Below are 5,239 nucleotides of genomic sequence, written 5' to 3'. Positions count from 1 at the left end.
TGGTATTAATTCTGATATAAAATCCGGATAATTACTATATCCAAGTCATTGCGACTAGAAACGAGTGGAAGAAAGCAATCTCAAGGGTTTAAGAGATTGCTTCATCTCGTCGCAATGACGACTTTTCATCTGGATTTGATATAGCAGTCAAAGCAAAGATTAGGACATTTCTAAATCCTGAAACCCTCTGATATAGAATCCGGATAATTACTATAGCTTGCGTCCGCAGCGACTGGAACGGAGTGGAAGGAAGCAATCTCCGCGCACCTATGAGATTGCTTCCTATCGTGGCAATGACGACTGTTCAACCGGATTTTATATGACAGTTTACTATTCCCTCTTCCCTATTCTCGATTCAAGTAGCGCTATACTACCCACGAATACCGCGAATCAGTTTAGCAGCAGCATGAGAAATGGCATAAATAATAATGGCAGTAACACAAGATCCTGCAACGATTAAACCTGCTTCTTAATTTTCTCAGGACTTACATGAGGCAGAAAAAACTAGGATTTGAGATTGCTTAAGAGTCGGTCGCAATGACGAAAATACGTTGTACTGCGTAAATCTTATTTCTGTTAAAAATTGGATATTTGCCCACTTTAATTGATTTTCTAGATAGCCTTTTGAGCTGCTAAGTTAGGTACTTGGGTAAAAGAGTTAATGAAGTTTTTAATCTGGTTAATGTTATTTGTCCATAGTCCAGTTTCTTCATAGTATTTATTAGTTTTTCCAGGTTTATAACAGAGAATATTTGCGCTAGTCACTACAGCAAATTTATCATCACATATCCAATATTTAGAGTGGGTTCCCATTAATTTGAGTTGAAAATATTCAGGGTAAAGTTGTTTAAGTTCTTGTAGTTTAAACATAGCATTATATTTCCAAGTATTAGCGGGTGTTAATTTCCACCAACCATTACCAGGAATAATTATATTACCAATATCTTTTTGCCATCCCCAACCAATCTCTATTTTGACTTGGCGGTTAAGGGTGTTTTTGAATTCTTGAATCATATTATTGTCGAGACTATGACGGGTTAACCAAGGGCAAACAATAATGATTTTTTGTTGAGCTTGGCGTAGGGTTTTGAGGAGTAAATAACGATGTTTATCTTTGCCAAGAATAATTCCTTGACAGTTAAAGGGGTCGGTATTTTCCCAATGGGAATTGGTGTTTAAAAACATTTGAATATCTCCTAATTTGAATGTCTGAATATACTATTGCAGTTATTTTTAGGAGATATCTTTCAAACATAGGCTGACATAGACTGACATAGGCTAATATATCTCTAATTTTTGGCTAAACCTATTCTTTTAAATATCTGTGATTTATAATGGTTGATCTAGTTTGAAATACTATTTGAATAGAAATAATAATTATCTGATGTCTTTACCAAAAGAATTTTTAGCTGACATTGCTACAGAATATGAACTTTCCCCAAAACAAGAAAAAGTCTTTGTAGAAATTTTTAGCAGTGAAAAGTCAGATTTAGAAATAGCACAAAAGTTCTATATATCTGATTCAGCATTTCGTACTCGGATGAGCCATGTGTATAAGAAATTTAGTATAGGGGGTAAAGGAACTGGTAAACGGAATAAGCTACAAAACTTTTTGGTAGATAAATATCGTTCTAGTAATTTCTCTGAATCTAATCAAGTTGAGCGTTCGCCAGAAAATATTAATGATTTAGTAGGCAAAGTACGTCTAAATATTCGAGAAATTATTTTAGATAACTGTGGCACTATGAAAGTATTAGATATGACTCAATCTATCGGCTTAAATGATATTTATACAAACGTTAATATCTTGGAAAAAATCACGAGTCGGATAAGAAAAGATATTTCTCAAATTCAGAGCGAGTACAATGCTGAAAATTTTGAACGTTTTGAAATTGGCAAAGTTAGTCAGGAAAGAATACCCGGAATAGAAATTGTTAAACGTTATTCAAAATTGATGGTTTTAGGTAAACCAGGAGCAGGAAAAACTACATTTTTAAAATATTTGGCTATTCAATGTATTGATGGAGATTTTCTTACAAATCTTGTGCCAATTTTTATTACTCTCAGACAGTTTGCAGAGGCAGAAAAGCAACCTGATTTACTAGAATATATAACTCAAATATTTTCTGATGATACTGTTTCTGCTCTAGAAATAGATAGCATTTTCAAAAATGGCAGAGCATTAATTTTACTTGATGGTTTGGATGAAGTTAGAGAAGCAGATTATAATCGTGTATTAAAACAAATTCGCGATATTTCTACTCGATACTCTCACAACAAATTTGTGATAAGTTGTCGCATCGCTGCACGGGAATATAACTTTGAGAAATTTACAGATGTAGAAGTAGCTGACTTTGATGATGAGCAAATAAACAATTTTGCTAATAATTGGTTTAAATCTAAAAATCCAGAGATAAGTAAGAAATTTATTTCTAAACTTGAGGAAAATCTACCAGTTAAAGAATTAGCTACAAACCCTTTATTGTTAACTCTTTTATGTTTAGAATTTGAAGATTATTTGGATTTTCCCACAAATCGTTCAGAACTTTATGAAAGAGGAGTAGGTGTACTTTTGAGTAAGTGGGATGCTAAACGTGGTATTGAACGAGACCAAGTTTATAAAAAGTTATCTCTGAGGCGAAAAGAAGATTTGCTTAGTCAGGTTGCTGTGAAAACTTTTGAACGAGGTGATTACTTTTTTAAGCAAAGAGAATTACAGGAAAATATTGCTCTTTATATTTACAATTTACCTGATGCTAAAACGGATTCAGAAGCTTTGTTGATAGATAGTGAAGCAGTGTTGAAATCTATTGAAGCACAGCATGGATTATTTGTAGAAAGAGCGCGTGGTATTTATTCTTTTTCTCATTTGACTTTTCACGAGTATTTTACAGCTAGAGGAATTTATACAACTTCCAATGGTTTAAAAAATTTGGTAAATCATATTAGTGAAACTCGGTGGCGTGAGGTGTTTTTGTTAGTAGCTGGTATGCTCCAAAATGCTGATGAATTTTTGTTATTGATGAAGGAGAAAATTGATAATTTATTAGCACGAGATGAAAAATTACAAAGCTTTCTAAACTGGGGTCATCAAAAAGCTAGTTCAATTAAGCTGCCATTCGCAGCCATTGAGATCCGTATTTGTTATTTTGAACTAGAGGAAGACTCTACTTTTGATGATACTATGAGAGCTACAATAGACTTAAATTTTTTTCATCATTTCTTAGAATTTAGGTATGCAGAACTTGATGATTTAGCAAATTACCTTCTCAACGATTATTCACTAGCAGATTATCATACTTTTAAAAATTCTATTGTGCTAGATAAAAAGTTTCAAAGCCTGTTTACTCATGCTTTTTATGGGGATTATCATGTTCTTTCCAAAGATATTGAAAGTATTTTAAATTTTGACCTGGAACCAAATCTCGAATATTCACTTCAACACCTCAAAAATAAACTACCTAATTACCAACAAGACGAACCAAATATGAAGGAGTGGTGGAAGATAAATGGTTATAATTGGATTCAAGAATTAAGAGCTATAATGATAGCATATAGAAATATTGGTCACGACTGGCAACTTACCGAAGAAGAAATGCAATTTAATGAAGAACAAATAGAATTACTGCAAAAATATTATGATGCTAACGGACTGCTAATAGAATGCTTAATGAGTGATTGTTTTGTCACTCGTGAAGTGCGCGATAAAATCGAAGACGAATTATTTTTACCTATCGTTGAAATCGAAAAAAGGAAAGAACAAAAATGATATATCAAATCATATTGAATTTGGTATAAATGTAAATTTTTATCCTCATAATTTCGCTAATGAAATTAATGATTTGATTAAAGAGAGAATTGATTTAGAGCTAAAATCGGCATTAAAAAAATTAAAAGATGAATTGCCAGACCAAAATCAAACAGAAGAACAGTTTCATCCTATATTTGGTAGTTATTTTGATGTTTGGTGGAAAATTAATCGTAAAGATTGGGCTAATAAGTTAAGAGAAGTAATAATTAAACACCGAGATATTAGTCATAATTGGCAATTTATCTCTTCACAAATAGAACTACTCCAAAAATATTATGATGCAAACGTAATTTTAATAGAATGTTTGAGAAGTGATTGTTTCCTTACTCGTGAAGTGCGGGATAAAATCGAAGATGAATTATTTTTACCTATGGCTGAAATCGAAAAAAGGAAAGAACAAAAATGATATATTAAACCCTAGCCTGATATAAATTATTCAGGGCAAACAGAATGGTCTCTATCAAACCAAACTATATAGTAAACCCCATCTACCCGAAATCCAAAAATTCGCTTTTTTTCATCTATTCTCATTTCTGACAATTTAATATCTTTCGGTATATTTTCTGGTAAAGATGGATGACTACTAATTAATTTATAACCTGTTCCAACTGATGAATCAGGTTTTGTCGAACCATGCTTTTTTATCTGCCCCAAGTATACTTTTCTATTTTCTTTAACCCTTGAATTAAGTCATTAATTTCTGATGAATTCCAATCAGACAAAATCCAACGATTTTTATCTGTGTATGTAAATCTAAAGCTAGGATTTTCATTGTCGGTACTACTCTTTAATAGTGGGGTTGTTTGATCGGGAATTTGTCTGTATTGATTTTTCCCTGAAGGTTTTTTTTATTCTATTTTTTTTGCTCAATTAAACCTCCACCATCTGAGAATAGAAAGCTTTCATATCTGAGTGAGAAATAATATTATTTGATGGTTGAGCTGGTTCTAAATCTTTTCTGGCATTTAGCCAAGGAGTTTCCGAATGTGTTAATTCCTTTAAGTGTCTAGCGCTTAATTCTCCATAAGCATCCCATACTTCATCAAGAACTTCTACTTCATCTTTGGCAAACTTTATTTCTAACTCTTCAGGTGGTGGAATATCCCGATAATGGTAAGGTTTATATTCATCCCAAACATCACAAATAATCGGTCCAGAAACCCAAGCTTCAATATCTTGAAAAAACAGAGGTTGATTTCTAAATACTAAACTCCAAGCTTGTGCGTAATATACAAGTTTTTGTAGTTTTAGAGGAGAGATTGTATCACCTGCTTCTGTGTCAAGACGACATAAAAAATACTGAGCTATATAAACTGCACTTTTCATAAGATTTTTTCTCTTGAATCTTCAGCCTTGGTAGACAATTGGGTGGAACATCAGGGAGGAAGAGAAAGGGGCGATCGCATTATTGGGTATGAGGGAGAGCAA

General features: G+C 32.7%; 5 protein-coding genes. 2 read left to right on the top strand and 3 right to left on the bottom strand.

Annotation, left to right across the window (positions count from 1 at the left end; all coding sequences use genetic code 11):
* Positions 1-612 precede the first annotated feature (612 nt).
* Positions 613-1,185, bottom strand: a complete 573-nt coding sequence (locus tag F6K22_RS30610) for a phospholipase D-like domain-containing protein (protein WP_293106915.1) — start codon at positions 1,183-1,185, stop codon at positions 613-615.
* A 199-nt stretch (positions 1,186-1,384) separates the two neighbouring features.
* On the opposite strand from F6K22_RS30610, the gene F6K22_RS30605 reads away from it, so the two are divergent.
* Positions 1,385-3,769 carry an NACHT domain-containing protein gene (locus F6K22_RS30605; protein WP_293106912.1) on the top strand — a complete coding sequence of 795 codons (2,385 nt, stop codon included), beginning with the start codon at positions 1,385-1,387 and terminating at the stop codon, positions 3,767-3,769.
* A gap of 73 nt (positions 3,770-3,842) precedes the next feature.
* The gene (locus tag F6K22_RS30600) at positions 3,843-4,217 is read left to right on the top strand and encodes an NACHT C-terminal helical domain 2-containing protein (protein ID WP_293106909.1); all 375 of its coding nucleotides are present in this window, start codon (positions 3,843-3,845) and stop codon (positions 4,215-4,217) included.
* A 26-nt stretch (positions 4,218-4,243) separates the two neighbouring features.
* Here F6K22_RS30600 and F6K22_RS30595 read toward each other — a convergent pair whose 3' ends face one another.
* Together F6K22_RS30595 and F6K22_RS30590 are read right to left on the bottom strand one after the other, a co-directional pair.
* Positions 4,244-4,465, bottom strand: a complete 222-nt coding sequence (locus F6K22_RS30595) for a hypothetical protein (protein WP_293106907.1) — start codon at positions 4,463-4,465, stop codon at positions 4,244-4,246.
* A gap of 216 nt (positions 4,466-4,681) precedes the next feature.
* The gene (locus tag F6K22_RS30590; protein ID WP_293106904.1) at positions 4,682-5,137 is read right to left on the bottom strand and encodes a Panacea domain-containing protein; all 456 of its coding nucleotides are present in this window, start codon (positions 5,135-5,137) and stop codon (positions 4,682-4,684) included.
* Between the last annotated feature and the right edge of the window lie 102 nt (positions 5,138-5,239).

Origin of the sequence: Okeania sp. SIO2F4 (assembly GCF_010672385.1) — a bacterium.
In the GTDB taxonomy this organism is placed as follows: domain Bacteria; phylum Cyanobacteriota; class Cyanobacteriia; order Cyanobacteriales; family Microcoleaceae; genus Trichodesmium.
This window is presented reverse-complemented; position numbering and strand designations above follow the sequence as displayed.